General features: G+C 45.3%; 17 protein-coding genes. 11 read left to right on the forward strand and 6 right to left on the reverse strand.

All coding sequences use genetic code 11. The annotated features are described in order from the left end of the window. The first annotated feature begins 28 nt into the window (after positions 1 to 28). Entirely contained in the window at positions 29 to 526 is a 498-nt protein-coding gene (locus tag AABA75_RS07250) for a DUF5675 family protein (RefSeq protein ID WP_338291915.1), read from the forward strand. A 202-nt stretch (positions 527 to 728) separates the two neighbouring features. Here AABA75_RS07250 and AABA75_RS07255 read toward each other — a convergent pair whose 3' ends face one another. From AABA75_RS07255 to AABA75_RS07270, 4 genes are all read right to left on the reverse strand, one after another. Then, the gene (locus AABA75_RS07255; protein WP_338291916.1) at positions 729 to 1,331 is read right to left on the reverse strand and encodes an NADPH-dependent FMN reductase; all 603 of its coding nucleotides are present in this window, start codon (positions 1,329 to 1,331) and stop codon (positions 729 to 731) included. Further along, positions 1,331 to 3,100 carry an aromatic amino acid hydroxylase gene (locus tag AABA75_RS07260; RefSeq protein WP_338291917.1) on the reverse strand — a complete coding sequence of 590 codons (1,770 nt, stop codon included), beginning with the start codon at positions 3,098 to 3,100 and terminating at the stop codon, positions 1,331 to 1,333. The genes AABA75_RS07255 and AABA75_RS07260 overlap by 1 nt, the downstream gene beginning before the upstream one ends. A gap of 217 nt (positions 3,101 to 3,317) precedes the next feature. Then, positions 3,318 to 3,983, reverse strand: a complete 666-nt coding sequence (locus tag AABA75_RS07265) for a substrate-binding periplasmic protein (protein ID WP_338291918.1) — start codon at positions 3,981 to 3,983, stop codon at positions 3,318 to 3,320. Between the two features lie 122 nt (positions 3,984 to 4,105). Beyond that, on the reverse strand, positions 4,106 to 4,633 hold the full coding sequence (locus tag AABA75_RS07270; protein ID WP_338291919.1) for a nicotinate-nicotinamide nucleotide adenylyltransferase: 528 nt from the start codon (positions 4,631 to 4,633) through the stop codon (positions 4,106 to 4,108). Positions 4,634 to 4,992: 359 nt separating this feature from the next. Here AABA75_RS07270 and AABA75_RS07275 point away from each other — a divergent pair, with 359 nt between their 5' ends. From AABA75_RS07275 to AABA75_RS07300, 6 genes are all read left to right on the forward strand, one after another. Then, positions 4,993 to 6,483: a hypothetical protein gene (locus AABA75_RS07275; protein ID WP_338291920.1), complete on the forward strand. Its 1,491-nt coding sequence runs from the start codon at positions 4,993 to 4,995 to the stop codon at positions 6,481 to 6,483. A gap of 15 nt (positions 6,484 to 6,498) precedes the next feature. Beyond that, entirely contained in the window at positions 6,499 to 7,119 is a 621-nt protein-coding gene (gene lpoB, locus AABA75_RS07280; RefSeq protein ID WP_338291921.1) for a penicillin-binding protein activator LpoB, read from the forward strand. Between the two features lie 64 nt (positions 7,120 to 7,183). Continuing rightward, complete coding sequence (locus tag AABA75_RS07285; protein WP_338291922.1) at positions 7,184 to 8,608, forward strand: DUF6844 domain-containing protein; 1,425 nt, start codon at positions 7,184 to 7,186, stop codon at positions 8,606 to 8,608. Beyond that, complete coding sequence (locus AABA75_RS07290) at positions 8,592 to 9,821, forward strand: CsgG/HfaB family protein (protein ID WP_338291923.1); 1,230 nt, start codon at positions 8,592 to 8,594, stop codon at positions 9,819 to 9,821. The genes AABA75_RS07285 and AABA75_RS07290 overlap by 17 nt, the downstream gene beginning before the upstream one ends. A gap of 243 nt (positions 9,822 to 10,064) precedes the next feature. Beyond that, entirely contained in the window at positions 10,065 to 14,039 is a 3,975-nt protein-coding gene (locus tag AABA75_RS07295) for a reprolysin-like metallopeptidase (protein WP_338291925.1), read from the forward strand. Between the two features lie 189 nt (positions 14,040 to 14,228). Then, positions 14,229 to 18,689 (forward strand): S8 family serine peptidase, encoded by a 4,461-nt coding sequence (locus AABA75_RS07300; protein WP_338291926.1) that lies wholly within the window; start codon positions 14,229 to 14,231, stop codon positions 18,687 to 18,689. A gap of 33 nt (positions 18,690 to 18,722) precedes the next feature. Here AABA75_RS07300 and AABA75_RS07305 read toward each other — a convergent pair whose 3' ends face one another. Next, positions 18,723 to 19,604 (reverse strand): alpha/beta hydrolase family protein, encoded by an 882-nt coding sequence (locus AABA75_RS07305; RefSeq protein ID WP_338291928.1) that lies wholly within the window; start codon positions 19,602 to 19,604, stop codon positions 18,723 to 18,725. Between the two features lie 105 nt (positions 19,605 to 19,709). On the opposite strand from AABA75_RS07305, the gene AABA75_RS07310 reads away from it, so the two are divergent. Next, positions 19,710 to 20,054, forward strand: a complete 345-nt coding sequence (locus AABA75_RS07310; protein WP_338291930.1) for a MerR family transcriptional regulator — start codon at positions 19,710 to 19,712, stop codon at positions 20,052 to 20,054. A gap of 52 nt (positions 20,055 to 20,106) precedes the next feature. Here AABA75_RS07310 and AABA75_RS07315 read toward each other — a convergent pair whose 3' ends face one another. Then, positions 20,107 to 20,337: a hypothetical protein gene (locus AABA75_RS07315; protein WP_338291931.1), complete on the reverse strand. Its 231-nt coding sequence runs from the start codon at positions 20,335 to 20,337 to the stop codon at positions 20,107 to 20,109. A 177-nt stretch (positions 20,338 to 20,514) separates the two neighbouring features. On the opposite strand from AABA75_RS07315, the gene AABA75_RS07320 reads away from it, so the two are divergent. The 3 genes from AABA75_RS07320 to AABA75_RS07330 all read left to right on the forward strand — a co-directional run bounded on the left by AABA75_RS07320 (position 20,515) and on the right by AABA75_RS07330 (position 22,899). Then, positions 20,515 to 21,348, forward strand: a complete 834-nt coding sequence (locus AABA75_RS07320) for an NmrA family NAD(P)-binding protein (RefSeq protein WP_338291932.1) — start codon at positions 20,515 to 20,517, stop codon at positions 21,346 to 21,348. Then, positions 21,345 to 21,776, forward strand: a complete 432-nt coding sequence (locus tag AABA75_RS07325) for a DUF1772 domain-containing protein (protein WP_338291933.1) — start codon at positions 21,345 to 21,347, stop codon at positions 21,774 to 21,776. Before AABA75_RS07320 ends, AABA75_RS07325 begins: the two co-directional genes overlap by 4 nt. A gap of 145 nt (positions 21,777 to 21,921) precedes the next feature. Further along, entirely contained in the window at positions 21,922 to 22,899 is a 978-nt protein-coding gene (locus AABA75_RS07330) for an AraC family transcriptional regulator (protein WP_338291934.1), read from the forward strand. Positions 22,900 to 23,091 lie beyond the last annotated feature (192 nt).

A 23,091-nucleotide genomic window follows, 5' to 3' on the forward strand; every position in this document is an offset into this window, starting at 1 on the left:
GAACAAGATATTGATTTAAGGCAAACCTATGAAATTTGTAATGCTACTTTCACTGTTTTTTATCGGAAGCGTTTCAGCAGATGAACTCATAATTAATATTGAAAGAAATATGACATGCGGAGATGAAAAAGGTGAAGCCATTATGGGGCGAATGTTGATTGATGGTATAGAATTCGCCTCAACCCTTGAATTACCATGGAGGGACAACCGTAATGATATTAGTCATATTCCTTCGGGTACATACAGAGCATTTATTAGAACAGACGGGAGTCGTGGTTTTAGGCTAGAACTTATCAATGTACCTGGCGAACGGAGGAATGTGCAAATACATTCCGGTAACACTGTAAAGGATATTGAGGGATGTATCTTAATTGGAGATCTCGGGGCCCGTAGATGTAGAGTCACAGACTCGAGAAATAAAATATCATCATTAAGAGATATCATCGCTCAAAAAGCCAGTAATCCAGAGGAACTAAGAACTGACAGAGGAATACCTATTACCATCAAAATCAGCGGAGCAAATTAGTTTACTAATAACTATACTTAATGTAGCAATCGTTATTCTTGCACCACTAATCGAAACAACGATTTTATCATTTATTCTTCAGGATTTGAGAACGTTAGGGGTTAATAAGAACAAACGAGCTGTGCATTTTGATTTTTCTGAAGAGCAATAAAAAAGCACCTGATGGTGCTTTTTAAGGTTTTGAAATGATGCTCTTGAGGCATTACATGCCGTTGGGAAATTCGCTCATATCTGGCATCATCTCCCGCGCTGTTTTTAAAGCATCGGCATAAGCCAGAAGCATACCTACACATGCGGTGGCACGTTTATCGATGTAGGCTTCGGTTTTCTTATCATCGTCTTCTTTGCCGTTAAAGATGCTGCCTACATGACGCACAATCAGGTGCTCAGGCAAATAACACAAACGGCTGTTCTTGTAGCTGCTGGTGCGCAGCTCATTGATGGGGTAGGCACCGCCAACACCGGCGGACACCGCGACGATCAAACCCGGTTTGTGAGCAAACTGTTTACTGGTAAACAATAAGAACAGGTTTTTTAGTGCTGAAGTTACCATGCCATGCCATTCAGGACTGACAACCACAAAACCATCAGATGCTTCTAATTGGGCACCAACCTTGTCGATTAATGCTTGCTCTGAATCGGAATAAGACTCGCTCCAGAAGGGCAAATTCACCTCTGCCAGGTCGATAATTTCAGCTTTGTCACAACTGGAGTGGGCTTCTAATCTTGCCTGCAAAACTTTGGACATTTTCAGGCTTTCAGAGCCTTTGCGATGACTGCCTGAGATAATGGTAATTTTATTCATTAACTTGCCTTTTGGGTTGCAATTCTGTTGATTCCATAACGGATCAGAATTTGGTTTTCCTGCGATTCAGTGGCTAATAAGCTTTCCAGCCTGGCTTCCAAAGCAGAGACCAATGCTTCATCTGCTTTAGTTTTAATGGCCAGCTCGAGCAATTCAAATATCAATAACCACTCTTCCTGTACCTTATTTTCACAGGAGCGGATCAAATCTTCAACTTGTGCCGCGCTGGTTGCCTGATTTTCTCTCAGGCCACGGGTTTGACCATAAAGGGAGAACAGCTCCAGTGTGGTTGCGTCGTAATCACCAGCCACCGTTGCTGTGTCAGATGGATTGTTATAAAGCGGATATTCAGCCGGATCAGCGGAGCCACCATAAACAGAGTCGATTCTGTAACCTACTGCCATATCGAAGACACCCCATCCAGGGTCAAATAAAATAGTGCCGTCCAGATCAGTGACAGTACAATCTTCGAATGTGAATAGCAGGTTTTTACCATCGCGACGGGTGATGTTTTTAAGCATCCCCTCTACTGACACGCCGGATAAAAAGTTCAGTGTAACCCGTTTGCCCATTTCAATACCTAAGTCTCTTAAGTCATCGATATGGTAAGTGGATAAACAGTTGGGAATGGCTACTAGCTTACCAACCGGGCTGCCGAAGCCATGCTCGTGATATTCAATGCCATGACCACTCAATTGACGCTCGTTGTAGGATAACTGGGTAGGGCCGGTGGTTTTAATATAAGTTGGGTTGCCCATCGGGTCGTACATGGCGTGGGTCAACAAGCCACTCACTTCCAGACCTGAGTTGTAAACGGCAGTATTAACCGTTTCGGCGGCGATAGCCATATCCAGGCCATATTTGCCGCCCCTGTTGCAGGCCAGATTACGAGCGAACTCTTCCGCTACCTGACTGAGGTGACGGCAACTACGGGCAACAAACAGTTGTGGCTGCTCGCGGGTAATATCATAATCGGTGGCAATAGCCTGTAGGGTCAGAGGGAGCTTTTTGACTTTTTGATCGTCAAGGCAGTTTAAGCTTTCCCCCAGAGAAGAAAGCAGGCCAGCACCAAAGATTTTGTAGTCATCTACTGTGCCCACAAGGCCATATTCAGTGGTCCACCATTGTAATCTGGACATCAATGCGGCTTCTGAAATCGGATCTTCTTTCTTGCGTTCTATGGAGTCCTTTAAGTGGGTTTCAGCTGCGTCAATTTCTGCTTGGGTGGCATTGGGGCTTTCCTTCACTATTGAGAGTGAACGAATTGCCTCATAAACTTCGATATCCCCTTTATTGGTGATTACCCGGCGCCCAAGTTCACCCATACGCTGTAAGTACTCTGCATAATCAATATCGATGATAAATGGCGCATGACCTGCTGATTCGTGAATGATATCCGGAGCTGGGGTATACAACATATGAGCGTAAGAGCGAATATTAACCGCTACCACCAGCACACGGTGGGCCAGAAACTCAATAAAAATTGCTGGTGGAATGAAACCATCTACTACTGCCGCTCGCCAGCCAATTTCATTGAGGTGATCGTTCATCACCTCAATTTTAGGAATTTCTTCGATGTTAATACCGGTACGGCGCAAGCCTTCAAGGTAAATAGGGTGGGCTGACTCACTCAGGTTTTCAACCAGTTGGTGCATTAAAAAACGCCACACAGCCTGATCTCTAGGTGTGTATAAATTGTAATCCTGATGCGCAATAAAGGGGCGCAAATGAGAGGGCAAACTATCAATAATCTGTTGCTGTGAATACACCGGAAGTTCCTCGAAATAACTTAGTGTCTGCTACCGTCTGCTGAGAAGTGGAGCGCCGTTGTTTTTACCACGGCGTCTCATCAATAATAGTCCGGACGGGCGATTTTGGGGCACAAATCTAGAGAAATTTCGCGCCTTCAACAATAGCTGATGACGCTTTGATAACCAACACAAATGTTAAGTTTTATTTACAACATGAAAATGGAGCATAGTTAGACTAGCGAGAGAATGCCTGTTTTAAACGGGCCACAACTTCATCGCTAATGGCTGGGTTAGCAGCCAGCCATGCGTCGATATGTAGGTCCGGTAGTGGCACAATTTGTGTAACATTTTGACCGTTAGTGAGATAGTCACGGGCCATGTCTTCTACCACTGCAACGTCCTCCACCAAAAAATCCACTTTCTGCTTGTTTAATAATCGCCATGATTCAGTAATATCAGTTGTTAAGAACAGATTTTTTTGTTCAGAAAAGCCCATCTCTTTAAGGTAGATGTGTGATATATCATTTCGCTGCACGGCAATAGTGAACTGTCTGGCGTCATCTAAGGTTTCTGCATAGATCAGTTCGTTTGTGGTAATCAAAGCAAAGTCAAAAGACTGTACGATAGCTATCCATTTAAACTGATCTTCACGTTCCTGAGTGCGAGCAATACCACTGATAAAAACGTTGCTCTGTGACTGTGCCAGGTTGACAGCACGGGTCCAGGGGAAGATTTCAAATTGGGCGTGGATTTGCGCTTGCTGGAAAACCTGCTGAACGTGAGAAGCAACCGAGCCACGAACCTGATTATCCGCAAAAAATTGAAAGGGCGGTGAAGGCTCCATTACCACAAGGAAGTCGGCTTTAGTTACATTGCCAATCAGTACAGTCGACGCTACCACTAGTCGAATTAAGTTCCTGATAACTGGCAAGTTGACAACTCCGGTGAGGCTGGATGTTATTTTTAGTTAAGCCCACTTTTTGAGAAATGCAAACTGATTGCTAAGTCGTATGAGGTATGAGATTAATTCGCGATCCGATAGAGCTCTTTTTGTTTGATGAATGCTTCTACCGAAGAGGTAACCATTCCGGTTATGGATTTACCTTGCTCGCAGGCTTCTCTCACCAGTGTAGAGCGCATAGGTTTGCGCTCCGGCACTAACAGTAGTTGCCAGTGGTTCTGGATATCTTGAGCTTTATAAAACTTATGCCAGTTGGCTTGGTTGTCAGGGCCGATAACAAAACTAAATTGATGTTTCGGGTGGGTGGTTTGTAGATGCGATAACAGGTCCCAGGTGTAAACGGGTCGTCCCTCTTTGGCGATAGTTTGCTCAATCGCCTGTATTTTCACCGGTATTTGGGCAATATCAGTTACAAAACGGTTTAGCATGGCTAAGCGAACTTCGTAATCTAACATGACTTTGCCAAATGCATGCGAGTATGAGGGCACCAACCACACTTCATCTATGTCTCGTTGTAGTACAAATTCAATTGCATCCAGATGTCCAATTGTCGGTGGATTGAAGGCTGAACCAAATATCGCAATATTCATTATCGTTGAGGTGTAATCCGGTTGTATTTTATGGGGAAGAGTATCGATGCAAGATAACATAGTCCTTATGAAAATGAAGTTGTAACGAAAACTTCATCCGGGGAACAGCCTTACAAAAACCTGCAAGATTACCATTGAGATCAGTCTGTTAAATCTGTTTGCAGGTGAAAATCGGTGGATTAAAAATAACATTTTTTAGGTTTTGCGTTTGACAGCGTTAAAAAATGTTGCGTATATTTAATGTCGCGGCTTGAAATGTAAGCAATTGTGAACAAGCCGAGTTCAGGGATTTAATTTGAAAGGGATTTTTCAGCATTACCCTTCCCCTGTGTCTTCAACACACGTTTCTGGAACAAAAAATGAAAAAAGTTCTCTTATGCATGTTCGGTGCAATGGCGCTGTCTGGCTGTGCTGCAACAGGAAATGGTCAGAGTCCATTCTCTAGTCTAACCACGGGTATTGGTGAAGTATTCAAATCGGAAAGTGACTCCGCTAAATTCAGCAACCATATCTCGGCAGGGCAGGTAAACGAGGCATTAGTCCTTGCGTTAGATGAAGCAGATTACGACGAAGAGCAGGGCACCATTGATGACCAGCTTTGGGCCATGCAAGTCGCAACCATATACCGGATGCAAGGTGACTACGACCGCTCAAATCAGTTTTTCGATCTCATTGAAGATGTAATGTACGCGGAAGATACCGAGAACATGGTGGAGTCCACTGGCGAGACAATCACTTCATCGCTAACCAATGATACTTACCTGGATTATGAGCAAGCCGTTTACGACTCAATTATGGTTAACACCTACAAAGCCATGAACTTCACCGCTGCGGGTGACAAAGTTAATGCCAGGGTGGAATGGAATCGTTCAGATGACCGGCAGCGTAGAGCGGCAGACTTTTTCGCTGCGCGCATTAACGAGAAAAAAGAAGCTCAGGAAAAAGCCGCAGAAGAAGAAAAAGCCAAGGCCGCTGAAGAAAACAGTAGCACCAGCGACGGTGCAAATGAACAAGCGGAAGAGTCAGTTGATAAGAGTTTGTCTGAGGCGGAAAAAATTCTGGCCAAAGAGGGCATCGATATGTCTGGTTGGACTGCTTATGATGGATACATTAATCCGTTTTCCACCTTTATGCATGGTTTGTTTTTCATGTTAACAGCGCAAGATACGGCGGATGTCGGCAAGGCTGTTGACAGTTTCACTCGGGTTTCAGGTATCACCAATACTGCGGTTGCCAACGAAACACTATCCTTGGCTCAAAATATCTTAAGTGGCGACACCCAGCTCAAAGACGTTAAAAATACTTGGGTGATTTTCGAAGAAGGCGAAATGGCAAAACTGGATGAGTTTCGCATCGACTTACCGGTTTTTTTGGTTTCCAGCAATGTTAACTACGTTGGTATGGCACTACCAAAATTAGTTGAGCAACCGGATCATTTTGGAGGCTTCCTGGTAAATGGCGTGTCTTCTGAGGTGGTGGCTGACATGGATAAAATCATAAAAGCAGAGTTTAAAGAAGAATTCCCTATGACTCTAACTCGCGAAATTACGCGAACTATTGTTAAAACTGTTGCTCAAAAGCAAGTGAACGACAATAACGCCTACTTGGGATTCGCAGCAGGTATTCTGCAGGCGGCAACAACAGAAGCAGATACACGTACGTGGAGTATTTTACCGAAGACCTTTCAGGGCTTGATGCTTGAAAATGGTGGACAAACGTCAATTCAAATCGACTCTGCAGGCTTCGCGCAACCTTTATCCGTGGATATCGATCCAAACAAGAACAACATTGTCTATGTTAAAGCCATCAACCCGATGATTGCTCCAAGTGTAGAAGTTATCTCTTTATAACAAGGAAATTACCTCATGAAAAAATTATTAATTGTTTCAACAATCCCGTTATTGCTGGCCGTATCCGGGTGTCAGTCCACCACAAAATACGTCTCTGCCAATGATAAAGACACTGTGGTAATGGGGCTTTCTCAGCGAGACTTTGATGCTGCAGCAAGTCAAGCTTTGGATGACATTATTGCCAGCCCTCTATTGGTTCACCCTGATGCAGATAAAGGCGGACGCTATATTTTGTCTATTTACAATATCATCAACGATACAACACAGCGTATCGATACTGACCAGTTGGTGAAAAAAATACGCGTCGGCTTGCTTAATAGTGGCAAATTCCTGACCACAACCGCTGTTAGTTTTACTGGCGCAGGTCCGGAGGACAGCAGTACTGCTAAATCACGTGAGCTACAAAATTCCAGTTTGATGAATCAGAATACCACCAAAAAAGATGGTCAGGTATACGCTCCTGATTTCAGCTTAAGTGGCAAAATTATCCAGCGCAATAGCAAGGTTAGTAGTTCTAAACAGCTCGTGGAATATTATTTCCAGCTAACCATGACTCAACTTGATACCGGTCTGGCGTATTGGGAAGGAGAGTATCCGATTGCAAAAACCGGACGTAATGATTCGGTATCCTGGTAATCATACCTAGAGAAAAAGGCCGGTTTGGCCTTTTTCTATTTATAAATGGAATTAAGGAACGCTTATGTATCGTGCAAAAAATTTATTAATCCTGCTCTCTGGGGTTTACTGCTTTTCGTTTACAAGTCCGCTATTGGCTCAAGGTACGGCCGAAGCTGCAGAAATCCTGGATATTGTCATGGTGGAAGAACAGGCGCAGCAACCAGCGGCAACCAGTGAAGAGGTTATTGAAGCGCAAGAGGAAAGGCCTGCTGATGCAGCTGCCTACGTCGATGAGAAAGCCCAGCAATATATTATGAGTAAGCGACGCAAGTTCGCGACTCAAAATAAACAAGTGTTTATGCATGCAGGGACAGCCATTATCAGTTTAAGACCGACTGAAGCATCATGGGGTGACGCCCGGGTTCTTGCCTATACCGAAGCGATGCAAAAAGCGCGTGAAGCGATGCTTAAGCAGCTTTATACCAGTGTTGCTGCCGAAACCATTCGGAAAAGTTTTAAGTCCAATCAGTTACCTGAGTTCAGTCAGGAAGAAATTCAAACCCAAAGTAAGTTTGTGGCCCTTTTGGATAAGCTTACTGCACTTGCCAGTGCCACAATCGACAACGAATTAGTTGAGTTGGGCATTGATCCCCAAGAATACGACGCTGCACCACCGACAAAGCGCAAAACCATGATGCAAAAAGCTATCACCCAAACGGTAAAAACGGTATCACAAGGTGACATTACGGGCACACAAATCATGAAGTCTTACGAGAAGACTGACAGCAACGGCAATACTGCTGTATCGGTGGTTATTGCCACGTCCAACAAGAAAAAGAATTTTTTGGCTTCTTTGCGTAAGAGCAAAGGCAATATAGCGCCGGAACCTGGTAAGGCCAAAATGCCTGTCTTAGATTATCTGGATAAACATCAAGATAATCTGATGTATCAAATTGGCACTAAAATTCATTGGGACGAAAAAGGCTACCCAGTGCTTCTGTCATTTGGTATGGCTGGTAATGATTGTAATCCAGCCGACTATGAAGAATGTGTTGATAACAGGGAGTTCAGCTATCTTGATGCGGAATTGAATGCGTTTGCACATATAGCTGAAACATACAACCTGGTGGGACGGGTAGAAGCATCAAGCAGTAACACCAGCGATAAATCCAGAACAGCAACGGCCATCCTCAATGACTCTAACGAAACCGAAACTCAAGAGCAGACAGTAGCTAAAGTGATCAAAGAAATTAGCCAGATGTCAAAAGTTACCTCTTCGGTGAAAGGTTTAGTGGGGTTGCAACAGGTCAAGCGTTGGAGTAGTAAGCACCCTGTAACCAATCGTGAGGTGAATGGTGTTGTTTTAATGTGGCATCCGTTAACAGAACAAGAGACACGTGCCTTTAAAAGCAATAAAGAGCTGAAAAGGAGCAATCACTCTGGCACAAAAGCGACAATTACCCCGGTTTCCGGTGAAAGTGATGGAGCAGATGATGAAGACTTTTAAGTTTTTGGTGCTACTCGTTTCGCTAATAGGAATGAATCAGGCACTAGCTAAAGATGTTGCTGTTGAGCTAACTGCTCGTGGAATGACTGAAGAAATCGCCATAGAGCGAGGTTTGACTCGAGCTATCTCTCAGGTTCACGGGGTTGATGTCGACAGTCGCTCATGGCGTTTGGCTAATAAACTGAAAGTTAACGGTGAGTCCAATACCGTTGTGGCGATGGAAAACATCACTAGGATGAAAACCCGGGGGCAGATTAAAAGTTACGAAGTTCTCAGTAGCTTTTGTGAAGATGAATGCGAAGTAGAAATGCGGGTCATCGTTCCCAAGTATACGAGTCCCGGTCTATCACCGGATAAAAGACGCAAGCTCGTAGTGGCGCCATTTGATGGAAGATTTGGTAAAGAGTTTTCTGACAACCTGCAAACTCACCTTGTGCAATCAAGACGTTTTGCCGTATTGGACAGAGAGCACGACACTGAATATCAGAAAGAGAAAGCACTGTTGTTGAGTCCTGATACGGGATTAAATGAAAAAGTGCGCCTTTCACAAGTACTTGGACTGGATTACCTGGTAGTAGGAGAGGTATCGTTTTTTGATGACTCCCGAACCGAGTTCAACCAGTTCACTGGGGAGCGCAGCGATATTGAGGCCTTTAACAGTGAAGTGAATTATAAGATCATCAATCTCTCCACCCGACAAGTTAAATGGCAAGACAAGACGATACTCGAAACTGATATTGCTGATTTGGAGACGGCTTCTCGAGTTTCCAGGGATATTATCAATGCTATTTACCCGCTAAAAATCGTCTCTAATAGCCATAATGCTGTCGTGTTGAATCAAGGTGGTAAGAGCCTCGAAGTAGGCGAGGTGTTTGACGTTTTCGTGCTTGGTGAAAAACTCATTGATCCCTATACAAAAGAGTCTCTTGGTTACATGGAAATTCCAGTGGGGCAGATTGCCATTAACAGGGTTACAGCAAAAGTATCTTATGGCTCCGTTGTTGAGGGAAGTATTGCCGATATGGTGAAAGGATCGATTGTTCGTTTGAACACCGATGAGGTATACCAAGACGAGTTGGTACCCGTGGCTGTTGGGTCTGATAAGGAGCACAAACCTGCTGCGTCTGGTGGGATTATTTTGCCTGCTGCTAATAAAAAGTCGGAACCTAAACCTTCACCGCAAGGTGGCGTGATCATCGACGACCAAAACTGACTTCAAACTTGATGAAATTAGGTGCTCATCACGGTTGCGGACAAACCACAGTGGTGATGAGTACCATTCGGATAAATTCCACGTGCGATAGGAATAACTTCACTTCCTAAGTCGTCTTCTTCAAAATAATCATCACTGAAACAGTAAGTTAGCGCGTAGTTCTAGTTTATAGACTGACGCTTCTTTGAACCAGGCTATGCTTATTTCAAGTATTTTCACAATTTGAACCAGAGAATTTTCGCTATGGAAAAATTAACCCTCAGCGCACTCGTGTTGGCTACATCGTTAATGAGTTCGGGTGTGCATGCCAAGCAGTTTTGGCAGGATGCAAGCGCTAAGTTGCAGGTGACTGATGATAAGGTCAATGCCAGAGCCTCAGATGCGCGTTATCTGCGTTTCCAACATGAAGATATGCGCAAGTATTTGATGCGCGGTGCAGTAACCTTTGAGCTCACTGTTCCTGCGCCGGATGGCAAAAACCTGATGCTAACTCTACAAGAAGATAGTGTTATGGCTCCGGGATTAGCGGCTAAATATCCGGGCATAAAATCCTATAAAGCCTTAGATTCACAAGGCGAACAGATTGGCCGCTTTAGTTATGGTCCGCAGGGCATTCATGGAATGTACCGTTACAAAGGTGATTGGGCATTCTTAGATCCTTATCAAACCAATCAGAAATCTCTGTATATCAGTTATTTGCGCAAAAATGCTCAACCTTTGCTGGAAGAAGGTTTTAAAGAAGACTTTTCTAAGCTGAGAAAAAGAGAGCACGAGGAAAGTGAACTCCACAGGGCTATGAGTGCCACAGGAGATACATTGCGTACCTATCGACTAGCCGTTTCAGCTGCCGCAGAATACACGGAGTTTCACGGTGGTACAGTGGAGACAGGTTTGGCTGCTGTTAATGCCATGGTAAACCGAGTTAACCAGGTATACCTGGTTGACCTGGCAGTGCAGTTTGAATTAGTGGATGGCAATGATTCGTTAATTTTTACTGACGCCGAAGCGGATCCATTCAACAATAATACCGGAGATATTGATTTAAACGGTGATGTCATCGATGCAGCAATCGGTGCAGAAAACTATGACATTGGCCACATCGTTAATACTGCTGGAGGCGGATTAGCGGGCTTGGGAGTAGTCTGTACCAGTAGTAAGGCATCAGGAGTTACTGGTAGCCCATTCCCTACTAATGATGCTTTCTATATCGATTATGTGGCCCATGAAATTGGTCATCAATTTGGTGGAAATCATACCTTTAATGGCACAGCAGGTTCATGTAGCGGCAACCGAAATAGCAGTACCGCATGGGAACCGGGGAGCGGCAGCACGATAATGGGATACGCCAATATTTGCTCCGGGCAAGATATCCAGGAAGCGTCTGATGCCATTTTCCATATCGGTTCTATTGAGGAAATCCGTGAGTTCATTGATACCGGTGCTGGGGGCTCTTGTGGCACAGTAACAAATCTAAACAATACCCAGCCGACTGTTGATGCCGGTAGTGATTACACCATCCCGGCAAATACCCCATTTACGCTAACGGGCTCGGGTAGCGACCCGGATGGCGATACCTTGACCTATATCTGGGAACAGTTGGATACCGGCACATCTTCTTCCAGCCGGGACACTATGGTGGATAACGGAAACCGCCCATTGTTTCGTTCCTTCACTCCACAAACTGAGGCGAGTCGCACCTTTCCGCAACTCTCTGATATTGTTGCGGGAACAACAACCATCGGGGAAACCTATCCAACTACGTCGAGAGACTTAAATTTTCGCCTCACCGTGAGAGACAGCAATGGTGGTGTGGCGACTGATGCGATGGTACTAACCACAGTAACATCTGGCGCTGGGTTCAGTTTAATCACCCCAGATGCCAATAATGATTGGGAGGCAGGCAGACCATCACTGTTGTATTGGAATACGGGTGGTTCACAAAATGCTCCCATCAGTTGCGACAGTATCAACCTCGAAGTTACCAGTAATAACAGCGTTTCGTTTAGCACTCTTGAACAGAATATTGAAAATGACGGTGTAGCCGTCATTACTGCGCCAGCGGAAACTGGCAATTTACGCTTTAAGTTAAATTGTGCAAATAACGTATTTTTCACCCTGTCAGAACAATCCATTGCAATCGTTGAGGCTACCAGTGTCGATACAGACGGCGACGGTATGCCCGATAGTTTTGAAACAGAGAATGGTCTGAATACAAATGACGCCTCGGACGCGAACGGTGATCTGGACGGTGACGGCTTAACTAATCTCGAAGAAGCCTTGTTTGGTATAGATATCAACAGTAGCGATTCAGATAGTGACGGCGTGCCTGATAGTTTTGAGGTGAGCAATTTTTTACAGCCCGGAGATGCTTCGGATGCGAGTGCCGATGCCGATGGGGACGGGGTCTCAAATTTGGATGAATACCTGGCAGGTACTGATCCTAATGACGCTTCCTCAAATCCTTTCTTAAGCGAGGTGAGTTATGATATTGAAACTGATGCGGAGCTTGCCCGCTTTGCGCTAGCAGGCAGCAATGCCTGGACTGTGGTTGATAATGATGCTTCATCGGGCTCAAACAGTTTGCAGTCTGCCGATATCGATGACAATGAGACATCCAGTCTCACACTCATGGATGTAACCGGAGCTGGTACAGTCAGCTTTGATGCCAGGGTATCTTCTGAGGAGGGATGGGATTACCTGGTGGTTTACCTGGATGGTTCTGAAGTTACAAGGTTATCGGGGATCCTTGATTGGCAAACCTACAGTTTTGATGTCACTGCGGGAGCTCATATCATAAGCTGGCAGTATGAAAAAGATGGAAGTATTAGTTCAGGTGATGACACCGCCTGGGTAGATAACATCTCATTACCTATCAGTACTCAAACCTATATTTCTGCTCCAGATGACGTAGCTACGACAGGTCCGTTTGGATTTGAATCAACTTCAGGCTTGGATAACTGGACTCTCAATGATTGGGGGTTTGCCACAGGGTCAGCTCAGGAGGGAAACTTCAGCCTAGGCTCAGGCGTTATAGGAAATAGTGCTAGCTCCTCTGTGAGTTATACGGGAACTTTTGTAGCGGGGACATTAAGCTTTTATGTTAAAACCTCCACAGAAGAAAGTGCTGATTATCTGAAGTTTTATGTTGATAATGAGCTTGTAGACAGTTGGTCTGGCGAAAATGACTTTGAAGAGGTAAATCACACCTTGACCGCCGGTACACACACCTTGACCTGGACTTACACTAAGGATGGAAGCATTCTACGAGGTGATGACAGAGTTTATATTGATAACGTATCCTTACCTGCTACGTCTTCTGAGGTGGCTTTTGATGCGGTGCCTTTTGATTACGACGGAGACGGCAAAGCGGATGTGGGTGTGCGTCGTCCCTCTAATTATCATCAATACATTAGCGGCTCCTCTGATGGTGAAATCATACGCGAACAGTTTGGTCGCGCTTTAAATGACATTCCGGTATCGGGAGATTTTGATGGAGATGGTATTGCCGATGTGGCAGTGCGTCGTCCATCTAACCAGTTCTGGTATATCAAGAACAGCTCCGATGGAGCAATTCAGCGCTTTAACTTTGGTTTGCAGGCGGAAGATATTCCGGTACCTGCGGATTACGATGGTGATGGTATTACTGATATTGCGGTGCGCCGCCCCTCTAATCAATTCTGGTACATCAAAAATAGCTCTGATGGTGAAATTCAACGTTTTAATTTTGGGTTACAGGAAACAGATATCCCTGTACCTGCCGACTATGACGGAGATGGTATTACCGATATTGCGGTGCGTCGTCCGTCGAACTTTACCTGGTACATTTTGCGTTCCAGTGATGGTGAAATAGAGCGCAAGGTATTTGGTCGAGATGTGGATGATATCCCTGTGCCGGCGGATTACGATGGTGATGGCAAAGCAGACGTGGCAGTGCGTCGTGCCTCCAATCAAATGTTCTATATTCTGAACAGCTCCGATAATGAGATCCAGCGAATAAACTTTGGACAGCAGGCACAGGACATTCCCATCGTGGCGGATTATGATGGCGATGGCAAAGCGGATGTTGCCGTGCGTCGTCCATCAACGCAATTTCAGTATATTCTGCGCAGCAGTGATGGTGAAATCGAACGTTTGCAGTTCGGTCGAAATTCTGGCGATATTCCATTGGCAGGACCGATACTCACCCGTATGTCGATGGCTGAGAATGCCAGCAATTAACAGGTTTCTAAAGGCCGCAGATAAGCGGCCTTTTTATTAATTGACATCAACCAAGGTTAAAAAATAGTCAGCTATCTATATGATTTAAAACAATAATTTTTTGATTGTTTTGATGTGTTTTTGTGGACAGACCAGTGCCGCTTGCCTATATTGTGTGACGCAAAAAATAGCCAATTAAGGATGGATTTGATGTTACAAGGCAATAAGTTGTGTGCAATTGCTGTTGCAATTAGTGCTGGATTATCCAGTTCAGCTATATCTCAGCCCTTGGTTTTCGAAAAAGTTTCAACACTGCCAATCACTCACAGTAGCTCACGAATTGTTGCGGCCCCCGGCGCTGCAGCAATAACGCAGCTGACTCGATATCAGGTTGCTCAATTTATTATTGAATTGCACGACCAACCGCTAGTCACTACCCGCAAAATTGCATCTGCAAGAGCGGGTAAGGGCAGTACAGCCAAAGGCCACATTCGAAACGCTATTGAGCAACAACGCAAAGCGATAGGCGATGCGCAGCAGCGTCTGATTGATGAATTGCAACAGAAAGACCTTGTACAAAAAGTCCTGCGTAAGAATCAGAAAATACACAATTCCATTGTGGTTGAAGCTGATTGGCGTGATATCCGGTATCTGACCAATCATACTGCAGTAAAGTCTATTCAACCGGTGAGAGTTGTACAAAAGCTGCTGCACGAAAGCACTTCCCTGATAAATGCCGATGAGGCCTGGTCACTTACGGATAGTGAAAATCAGAATCTGACGGGCACTGGGATCACCGTGGCCATTATGGATACCGGCGTCGACTATAACCATGCAGACTTGGGTGGTTGTCTTGGGGCCGAATGCAAAGTTATTGGAGGCTATGACTTCGTAGAACAAGATGAAGATCCTATGGATGTCGACGGCCATGGCACTCATGTCGCCGGTATTGTAGCTGCAAGTGGCAGTGTGACAGGCGTTGCACCCGGGGCTTCGATTATGGCACTCAGGGTATTAGATGATGAGGGCTTTGGCAGCACGTCGGATATCATTGCTGCATTAGAGTATGCCGTAGATCCTGACGGAGACCTACTCACAGATGATGCTCCTGATATTATTAATATGAGCCTTGGGGCTCCGGGTGACTTTGAGTCGGCAACCAGTGTTGCAGTGAACAATACCGTGGATGCCGGTATTGTCGTTGTGGCAGCTGCTGGCAATTACGCCGGTTACGGTGATATTGCTGCACTGTCCCCTTCTTCGGCGCTCAATGCTATTACGGTCTCTTCCAGCACCAAAGAAGACACAATTTCCGGTTTTACTTCCAGAGGTGGTGGTGCCAGTTATCAGCAACTAAAACCAGAGATTATCGCACCGGGCTCAGATATTGTCTCATTAGAGGTGGACGGTGGAACGCTGTCTTTGAGTGGCACGAGTATGGCGGCACCACATGTTGCCGGTGCGGCAGCAATTTTGAAACAAAACTATCCTGAAGCTTCACCGGCAGAAATCAAAGCCAGATTGATAACCTCAGCGGTAGATATCGGCGCTGATCCCTATACTCAGGGGTACGGTCGTTTGGATGTAACGGCAGCGTTAGCGCAAACGGTTTTGCTTATTGATGCCGGATTAGCCTTCGGAAGGGTGGACGATACCTTGAACGAGGTCGAGTACTCTGCCTTTGTAGAACTGCAAAACGACAGTAATTCAGAGGTGAATTTCGATATCAGCTTACCACAAGCTATGCCTGAGCAGGTGAGCATTCAGCTTGAACAGTCCAGCATCCAGGTTCCTGCAAATGAGACGGTGCGCCTGGAATTTACGGTACTGGTGAGTTCACCCGGTGAAATCGAAACCCCTAACAACGTATCAACCAGTTATTTTGACCTGCTTAGCTTTTCTTCTGAGGAGCAAACTATATCAGTTCCGGTGACGCTTGAGAGAGGCTACAGACTGAGCCTCACCCACGACGGTTTGAACCCGGCTGGTTTATCGGTTGACAGTGTTGACGGTATTAGCTTCGCGTTTGACTATATTTTTCCTGAAGAAACACGAACAATTTTTACACCCGAAACAAAGCTATATATCCGGGTTGAACATGAGCTTGAGGAGTCAGAGATATCACACCTCGATATCCCAGGTCGAGAAGATGGAATTAAAACATATGTCGAGGGCTATGAAGAACATGTGGTAGATATGGACGGAAGTTATAGTATCAACCTCTCACCCTCTAATTTAACTCATCTTGTGGGATTAGCTGAAGCCAAAAATCGAGCAGGGGAAGACGTTTTAACCACGGCATTGTCGAATAATACCAACCTGTTCAGCTTCATCCAGTTCAGCAATGAGGTTGGCGCGTTGAGTGTAGAGTATCGCAGCCAGATATTTTTCGATTCACTAGATGCAGAGAAACAAACCGCCAGTTATCTGGCATTGGGAAATCTGTCCGATGAGATAGATTCCCGCTTTGAAGACAACGTTCGCTTCCCTGAGTTGCGAAGCCAGGACTCCGATACCTTTGTACAGATGGTATACGATCTCAATGATACACAGGATTTGTTGTTATCTTTCGAGGAAGGACTTAAATCTGAGATTACCTTTAGTGGGTTCAGTGGTTCCGGTACCCCTTTTGTTGCCGCTGATCTGGCTGATAACTCGTTTACTTTACCTGTTTTTTACTTTGCCACGGATAAAGATGTTGTACATTTTACGCAGTTAACCTCTTCTACATTTGGGGGAGTGAGTGCGCGGTTGCATTTAGGTAACCAGAGCGAATCGGGAACAGGCTGGTTGACTCCGGCTGCTACCAGTCAAGACTTGAGTTTTACCAACTCAGCGGAAGAAAGCGTCTATGCAATAAATGTCAATGAGGACCAATCTTATGAATTTGCTAATTCAGGGCTTACCTTGAGTAAACCTATAGAAGTTTGGACCAACTACATTATGGCTCTCAGAGGGTTTCATTTTAGTAACGGGAGCGGTCAGACATTTCACTCTGGCTTGCAGGCCAATTACAGAGTCAGTTGTGAAAGTGGAGAAAGCATAGATGGTCTTTACGACGCTGAAAATTATTTATTCGTAACTACAGCGGGTTGCGATGCAACGGGTATCGCGTTTACCTGGCAAACTGATTTGCAAGGGGAGAGTTATTCAAGTTCAGCGACTTATACCATGACCCCTGACACAGCCCCCACATTTCCGGGCTTAAGAACAGCTGTGTTTGAAGATGGGGTGTTAAACAAAGATTCAACTTTGGAGGGCAAGGAGCATTGGCTGTATCTTGCTCCTGATGCAGAATTTGTCACATTAAACCTGGGAACTCTGGAAGTTAAATTGGATGATGGAGAATGGCAGTCTTTAACCTTCGAATCCGCCGATTCTGCCCAGTTTAACCATATGGCACTGCTCCCATCGGTTGGGACTGGGGACCAGGTTTTATCTTTCAGAGTTACCTATAGCGATGGCAGTAATATAGGGGAAGTGGTCCAGGAGATAAACGGGGCTTACGTGCTTACTATGCCTGCTGCTGAGTCTGACCTGGATGATGATGGTATTCCTGACAGCCAGGATAGCGACATAGATGGGGATGGTATTCCCAATGATGTTGAAACTGAGTATGGCCTTGATCCCTTGAATTCTGACGATGCTAATGAAGATCTTGATAATGATGGTTTAACTAACCTTGAAGAATATCTCACAGGAACACTATTGGATAATCCAGACTCAGATAGTGATGGCATTATCGATGGTGATGATGAAAACCCTCTTATCGCTGTGAGTTCTGCAGCGATAGCCCATGATTACGACGGAGACGGCAAAGCGGATGTGGGTGTGCGTCGTCCCTCTAATTATCATCAATACATTAGCGGCTCCTCTGATGGTGAAATCATGCGCGAACAGTTTGGTCGCGCTTTAAATGACATTCCGGTATCAGGAGATTTTGATGGAGATGGTATTGCCGATGTGGCAGTGCGTCGTCCATCTAACCAGTTCTGGTATATCAAGAACAGCTCCGATGGAGCAATTCAGCGCTTTAACTTTGGTTTGCAGGCGGAAGATATTCCGGTACCTGCGGATTACGATGGTGATGGTATTACTGATATTGCGGTGCGCCGCCCCTCTAATCAATTCTGGTACATCAAAAATAGCTCTGATGGTGAAATTCAACGTTTTAATTTTGGGTTACAGGAAACAGATATCCCTGTACCTGCCGACTATGACGGAGATGGTATTACCGATATTGCGGTGCGTCGTCCGTCGAACTTTACCTGGTACATTTTGCGTTCCAGTGATGGTGAAATAGAGCGCAAGGTATTTGGTCGAGATGAGGATGATATCCCTGTGCCGGCGGATTACGACGGTGATGGCAAAGCAGACGTGGCAGTGCGTCGTGCCTCCAATCAAATGTTCTATATTCTGAACAGCTCCGATAATGAGATCCAGCGAATAAACTTTGGACAGCAGGCACAGGACATTCCAATTGTGGCGGATTATGATGGCGATGGCAAAGCGGATGTTGCCGTGCGTCGTCCATCAACGCAATTTCAGTATATTCTGCGCAGCAGTGATGGTGAAATCGAACGTTTGCAGTTCGGTCGAAATTCTGGCGATATTCCATTGGCAGGACCGATACTCACCCGTATGTCGATGGCTGAGAATGCCAGCAATTAACAGGTTTCTAAAGGCCGCAGATAAGCGGCCTTTTTACTGCTGGCTGGCGGTTTTTGGGGTGATGGCAGCAAACACTTCATGCCACAGTGATTCACAATGACTGCGAAAATAGCCCATGTGACCAATACCTTGGCCCACAGAATTGGGGGTGACCGTTTGCAGGCTCAGATTGGCGTTCGAATAATGTTGCATAAAGGCATCGCGAGAAACGGGTGGTGCCCACTTGTCGTCAGTGGCGTTAATTGCCGTTACAGGAATTTTGACACGAGCAAATTGCTTGGGCAGTTCCGGTAATTCTGGATCGCCAAAAAAGTAATTGGGATAACTACACCAATGCTTCCACTGTCGGTATACATTTAAGGGTAGGTCTTCTCCCATACCCAGACGACTCCAGCCCAAATAACCGTATACACGAGTGAGCACAGGGGCGACGATATGCCACATAAACTGCACTTTAATACGCTCAAAAGTTGGCATCCAGCCAGACCATCCGGCCCCCGTGCCGAAAGTCCAGACCCCGCGAATGGGAGATAAATCCGGTAACAGGCCAACTGCATGACCACCGTAGGAGTGACCCACGATATAAATGGGGGCGTCGTATATTTTACAATGGGCGATAACAGCTGCCAGATCCTGTTTCGCCCAATCCAGATAGTCTACTTGATATCCCTTCAACGTCTGGGGGCGGGAACGACCAATTCCCCGATAATCAAAGGTTAACACCTGACATCCAGCATTGACTGCCGCTTCTGCAAAACGCTTGTAGAAGCGCTGTGGGGTGCCAGTGGCGCCCGCAACAATAATAAGTGGGGCCGCCGATTTTATCCCATCGGGTTTATGATCTGTAAAATAATGGGTGGCGCCAAGCTCCACGTTGTCTGAGGTGACAATAGATAATTGCGCGCTGCTGACCATAATAATATCTCCCTTGAGTGGTTTAATTACTCAGCTACGGGAATTATCATAAACTGTGGAGTATACTCCGTAGTCAATGTTTTTTTTTGAAGAGAGTCATAAACTATGCGTTCAGAGCAATTAGCCACTCAAGCTCAGGTGGGCAAAGACACACTGCGATATTATGAAAAGATTGGTCTGCTAAGTGCACCACCTCGGGGGGCTAATGGCTACCGCTGTTATTCAAAAGCGAACCTTAACGAACTTAAATTTATAAAACTGGCGCAATCAGTAGGCTTTACCTTAAGTGAGATCAAACCTGCTATCCCCTTTGTGAATAATCCTCAGCCAGGCTGCCCTAAATTGCGTAAAGCGATAGAGAACAAATTGGTAGAAATAGAACAGCGCATCGAAGAGTTAGGTCAAGCAAAAGAAAAATTACAATATTGGATGGATAAACACCTGGAGTGATTTCTCGGTTCCTGGCGGCAAGGATATTAAATGATAGCCAGCCAGAAAAAATTCAATTCATTAAAGTAACGCAATAGAAGATTGCTTTGCCATCTCTTACCAGGGCGTATCCAGAGCGTCCGCCCATCATCTCCCAAGTCTTTGGGGCTGTGGTGTAGCTCCAGATTTCATCGCTGGGCTGATGCAGCGCCTTTAACTCAATCCATTCGTAATTTTTAAGCAGGCCCGGATACCTTGATTCTATGGTGCTTATGGACTGTATTGGAGATATGAGTTGATACATAACCGCAATGCCTTGTGGTAAATACAGCTTATATCAGCATGACAACAATAAATGCACACTGAACAAGCGGGCAGAGCTCATCTGAACGATGGGTATAAAGATTGGTACGCTGAGTAAATATTGAACGGCCTCATTTCTCTATAGTGCCTTTACAGAACAAAGAGGAGTAAAGGCAACATGAATTCTACTGGTAATACTTATCTGGTTATTGGCGCATCGGGAAAAAGTGGTGCAAGGGTTTATCACAAGCTCAGTGAAATGGGGTTAAAGGCAAAAGCGGCTCATCGCCATGGCGAGGTGCACTTTGACTGGAGGGCACCAGAAACCTGGGCAAAATCTTTATCAGGTATCGATGCCGTTTATTTGACTTACTATCCTGATCTGGCGATCCCAGAAGCACCGGAAGATATCGCCAAATTTTGTGCACTGGCAAAAATAAAAGGAGTAAAGCACATCACATTGCTTTCCGGACGTGGTGAGCCTGCTGCACAGGTATGCGAAGAAATTATCAAGACATCAGGATTGAGCTGGACAATAGTCAGAGCCAGCTGGTTTAACCAGAATTTCAGTGAAGGTATGTTCCGTGACTTCATCCAAGTGGGCACTATTGCGTTACCTGTAGGCGATATGACCGAACCCTTTATTGATGTTGACGACATCTGTGATGTGGTGGTGGCTTCCCTAACGGACGAAAAACACAGCGGCAAATTGTATGAAGTTACCGGTCCTGAGTTATTGAGCTTTGCGCAATTAGCAGACGTGTTTACCCGAGTTCTTGGCCGCTCCGTAAATTTTATTCAGATATCGCAATCGCAATTTATCAATACGCTTGAGCATAGCGGCGTAGAGCCAAAGGCAATCGAAATGTTGGCATACTTGTTTACAGAGGTATTGGATGGTCGGAATGAGTACATCGTCAACGGTGTTGAGCAGGCCCTTGGCAGACCTGCGACCAGCTTTGAATCTTTTGTGCTTAAAAATGCTCATCTTTTTAAGGGAGAAGCACAATGATAGAGGTGATCTCGATACTTGAAGTGCTTTTGCAGTTGTCCATGCTCTTGATGATGGGATTGTATTTTATTTTCAGCAATACCTTGATGCCGGTGTTATCCCGGCAAAAGGGAGGCGCCGATACCATGATTGCGATTAACAAGGTGATACTCAATCCGCTTTTTATGGCCGGATTTATCGTTTCAGGATTAGCCGGGTTGTATTATTTTATCAGTTTTTCAGGAGCGAAATCCTTAGCAGGTGTCGTGTTTTTTCTGGGCACGACCTTGGTCACGGTTTTGTTCAACGTACCACTGAACAATAAATTGCGAGATGCTTCTGAGCTAAATAAAGCGGCTGTTTGGGAGCTATATCTTAAGAAATGGGTGTTCTGGAATCATGTCCGGACTCTATGTGCGGTGCTATCCGGTTTTTTATTACTGGCTTAATGTCGGGGTATTAACTTAAATCATAAACCTTGGTACACATTAAACGCGATACACATAAACCCTGCCCCCCGAGAGTGATTGGCATTGTAATCCGAAGACAATCAAAGTAGCTTGGTGGCAGACAATAATTCAATGCACAGCAACCATGACTTTTGATTATGCAAATCGACTCAAAACGTCAATAAAAGACGAGCCCATTGGTAAGCTTTTGGACAGTCTTCGCATGGAGAGCGCATTTTTTACTCAATCTACATTGAGTGCACCGTGGGCACTGAGTATGCCGCCCATACACAATTGCATGATGTTTCATATTGCAGTGCATGGTCAGGCTCACTTTGATATTGGCGAGCAGCAATTACAATTAAACCCTGGCGATTTTGTGCTTTTTCCCAAAGGTGAAGGGCACAACTTAAGCGATGGTTTATGTCAATCCTTCACGCCATTAAGTGAATTGCCTATTAAATCCATAACCGAGCGCTATGAAACCCTGACATTTGGTGGAGAGGGCGAGAAAACTGCCATGATTTGTGGCGTATTGTTGTTTCAACATCCATTAGCAATCAAACTTTTAGGAATATTACCTTCATATATCGTGATCCGACGAGGTTCGGATATTGCTGCCTTAAATATCATCGAGAATGTCACTGCGCTACTGGAAACAGAGGCTAGTAACGTGGCGATGGGCGCTGAAGCAGTCATTGCTCGTCTTGCCGATATTCTGGTAATTGCTGCACTGCGGCAGCATTTACAGACCCTAGGTGACGACAAAACTGGTTGGCTTGGCGCATTAGAAGATGAGCGAATCGGTGCTGCTTTAAAATTGCTCCACGACACGCCGGACAAGCATTGGTCATTGGAAGAGCTGGCCCAACAGGTGGGAATGTCCCGTACCAGTTTTGCGCAAAAATTTAAAAAACTGGTGGGTAATACGCCAATGGATTATTTAACGGAATGGCGTATGTCATTGGCTTACTCGAAGCTACAGCTTTCCAAAGATTCTATGTTAGCCATTGCCCTGGATATTGGCTATCAATCGGAAGCGGCGTTTTCCCGAGCCTTTAAAAAGGTCATTGGCAGAACCCCCAAAGAAATCCGAAACGCTTATCAGGCGCCTGTGTCTTAATCAGCTTATTGCATTTGTTTAGTTAGCATTGAGTTATGCTAAAACCATTTTTGTGTGTTAAATGACGCAGCCCTGAACTTGCGCTGCGCCTCAGGTGGTAAACTTATGGTGGTGGAGCAGGATTCAGAGCGAAAGCTGCAGTCTTAAATCGGTGTTAACCGATGTGATCAGCAGGCCGTTAAATATAGTTTT

This window comes from Planctobacterium marinum (genome assembly GCF_036322805.1).
Classification (GTDB): domain Bacteria; phylum Pseudomonadota; class Gammaproteobacteria; order Enterobacterales; family Alteromonadaceae; genus Planctobacterium; species Planctobacterium marinum_A.

What these genes read in the sequence shown, in the direction of transcription:
- AABA75_RS07290 (WP_338291923.1), top strand. Translation starts at nt 8,592, where the DNA reads ATGATGAAGACTTTTAAGTTTTTGGTGCTACTCGTTTCGCTAATAGGA.
- AABA75_RS07305 (WP_338291928.1), bottom strand. Translation starts at nt 19,604, where the DNA reads ATGGTCAGCAGCGCGCAATTATCTATTGTCACCTCAGACAACGTGGAG.
- AABA75_RS07295 (WP_338291925.1), top strand. Translation starts at nt 10,065, where the DNA reads ATGGAAAAATTAACCCTCAGCGCACTCGTGTTGGCTACATCGTTAATG.
- AABA75_RS07270 (WP_338291919.1), bottom strand. Translation starts at nt 4,633, where the DNA reads ATGAATATTGCGATATTTGGTTCAGCCTTCAATCCACCGACAATTGGA.
- AABA75_RS07285 (WP_338291922.1), top strand. Translation starts at nt 7,184, where the DNA reads ATGTATCGTGCAAAAAATTTATTAATCCTGCTCTCTGGGGTTTACTGC.
- AABA75_RS07320 (WP_338291932.1), top strand. Translation starts at nt 20,515, where the DNA reads ATGAATTCTACTGGTAATACTTATCTGGTTATTGGCGCATCGGGAAAA.
- AABA75_RS07325 (WP_338291933.1), top strand. Translation starts at nt 21,345, where the DNA reads ATGATAGAGGTGATCTCGATACTTGAAGTGCTTTTGCAGTTGTCCATG.
- AABA75_RS07250 (WP_338291915.1), top strand. Translation starts at nt 29, where the DNA reads ATGAAATTTGTAATGCTACTTTCACTGTTTTTTATCGGAAGCGTTTCA.
- AABA75_RS07330 (WP_338291934.1), top strand. Translation starts at nt 21,922, where the DNA reads ATGACTTTTGATTATGCAAATCGACTCAAAACGTCAATAAAAGACGAG.
- AABA75_RS07275 (WP_338291920.1), top strand. Translation starts at nt 4,993, where the DNA reads ATGAAAAAAGTTCTCTTATGCATGTTCGGTGCAATGGCGCTGTCTGGC.
- AABA75_RS07310 (WP_338291930.1), top strand. Translation starts at nt 19,710, where the DNA reads ATGCGTTCAGAGCAATTAGCCACTCAAGCTCAGGTGGGCAAAGACACA.
- AABA75_RS07315 (WP_338291931.1), bottom strand. Translation starts at nt 20,337, where the DNA reads ATGTATCAACTCATATCTCCAATACAGTCCATAAGCACCATAGAATCA.
- AABA75_RS07255 (WP_338291916.1), bottom strand. Translation starts at nt 1,331, where the DNA reads ATGAATAAAATTACCATTATCTCAGGCAGTCATCGCAAAGGCTCTGAA.
- AABA75_RS07300 (WP_338291926.1), top strand. Translation starts at nt 14,229, where the DNA reads ATGTTACAAGGCAATAAGTTGTGTGCAATTGCTGTTGCAATTAGTGCT.
- lpoB (WP_338291921.1), top strand. Translation starts at nt 6,499, where the DNA reads ATGAAAAAATTATTAATTGTTTCAACAATCCCGTTATTGCTGGCCGTA.